Source organism: Lysinibacillus sp., assembly GCF_032093475.1.
Classification (GTDB): domain Bacteria; phylum Bacillota; class Bacilli; order Bacillales_A; family Planococcaceae; genus Lysinibacillus; species Lysinibacillus irui.
This window is the reverse complement of record NZ_DAMDAY010000080.1, coordinates 18,762-20,727: the sequence shown is the minus strand read 5'-3', so window position 1 is coordinate 20,727 and position 1,966 is coordinate 18,762. Positions and strand designations below refer to the sequence as shown.

Sequence of the window (1,966 nt, the reverse complement as noted above, 5' to 3'; positions counted from 1 at the left end):
GTGGATGGAATAATTAAATCAATTGCTTCTCCATCCATTTCAGGATAACGAACCCCGGTTGTATCCCCTACAAAAAGACCATTGGTAGCGGAATAGAGCATAGATACATGATGTTTCGCATGGCCTTCTGTATGATAGAACGTTAAATGGTGTTGGCCTAAATCTAGACGTTGCTCGTGACTTACTTCAATAATTCGTGCAGCATCAATTGGCACAATCGGATCAAAGAGGCGATCAAATTCAGCTCCATAGACTCCTTTTGCACTGAAAATAAGTCTGCTTGGGTCAATCATGTGAGCTGCCCCTCGTGGATGGACAACTAATTTTGCATTAGGACAGCTTTGCAAAAATAACCCTGCTCCTCCTGCATGGTCTAAATGAATATGTGTCACGATGACATAGTGAATATCCTCTAATGCAATATTTAACTCCTTTAATCCTTCCATTATGTAAGGAACGGATGGGCTTGCAGAAGTTTCAATTAGAGTAATTTTTTCGTCGATTAATAAATAGGAGCTCGTTCGTTGTTCCCGATTTAAATCATGTGTATCAATACAATAAAAATTTGATGCAATTTGTTGAACTCTACTCAATTCATTTTCCTCCTTTAATTTCAAAGATGTATAAAATATGCTTCAATATACAATATTTAGCTACAAAAAGCAGTAGTTATACTATATAATAATAGAAAATTAAACTGAATGTCCATTCATTTTTTAGGGGGATTACAATGGAGCATAAAATTCGTTACGACACGCGAAAGGTCCACCGTGTAAATTTAGCTATTATTTCAATCTTAGCTATTTTAATTTGTGGACCTCTAATCCTATCGAAAGGCATATTATTTTTATTTGTTGGACTAGCCGTCATCACGTTGGCAGTATGTAACTATTTATTGCCAATCAAAACCTATATTAAAGGCTTTATTTTTGGCTTAATTCCGTCTAGTGTTGTCTTTACCTTATTTTTGCTTGATAGCTTTTCATTAAACAAACATTATATTTTGCTTTGTACGGTGGCTATTATTGCCCTGTATTTTAAAAAGGAATTAATCGTATTCTTTGGGATCTTAACAAACATCAGTTTTTTCATATTATATATGGTTAACTCACCATCTTTACTGGGGCCATTTGATGATATCGTTGTTTTTGTGACACTTTTGGCGATTTTGAATGGAGTGATTATTGCCTTTTATTTAATTGCAAAATGGGGCAATGAGCTGATTGAACATGCAGAAATTCAGCAAAATGAGATGCAAGCATCCTACAATCAATTACAAATGACCTTTCAAGAAATTGAAAAAAGTAGTCAGGCTCTGGACGAGCATGTGACACAGTTCCAACAAACAATGCAAAGGATTTCAGGTTCAAGTAAACAAATATTAATCGCCACAGAAGATATTTCTGCCAGTATCCAGCAAGAGTCATCTAGTTTACAAATGATTCATGGCACCATGGGCGATTCGGTTCACTTTGTTAATGAAACATTGACCATCTCGAAGGATACAGTGGCAAGCTCTACTCAGCTTCAGCAAGAAGTATTGGCTGGGTGGGACAAAATGCAGGATGCGATGACACAAATGAGTGTGATGAGTCACGCGATGAGCTCAACGGCGGAAACGGTAAACGAGCTTCAGCATAGTTTGCAAACAGTGGATAGCTTGTTAAAGGGCATCACACATATTGCTCAGCAGACGAATTTATTGGCACTTAATGCAGCCATTGAAGCGGCTAGAGCAGGGGAACATGGGAAAGGATTTGCCATTGTTGCAGATGAGGTGCGTAAGCTAGCAGAAGAAAGCGCCGCTATTACTGTAAGCATTACCAATGTAACGAAAACCTTGTTTGAAAAATCAACGGAGGCACATCAGCGTTCCGAAGACGGTGAAAAAGCGCTTCAGTACGGGGAACAACTGTTACGAGATGTTAGTCATTTCTTCAATGTTTTAAAGGATTCATTTACGCAA

General features: G+C 37.7%; 2 protein-coding genes. One reads left to right on the top strand and one right to left on the bottom strand.

Annotated features, from left to right (window positions below):
* Positions 1–593 (bottom strand): MBL fold metallo-hydrolase (locus RT445_RS15965; protein WP_313470938.1); only part of this gene is annotated, 593 nt, incomplete at its 3' end.
* A gap of 137 nt (positions 594–730) precedes the next feature.
* Here RT445_RS15965 and RT445_RS15960 point away from each other — a divergent pair.
* Positions 731–1,966 (top strand): methyl-accepting chemotaxis protein (locus RT445_RS15960; protein ID WP_313470937.1); only part of this gene is annotated, 1,236 nt, incomplete at its 3' end.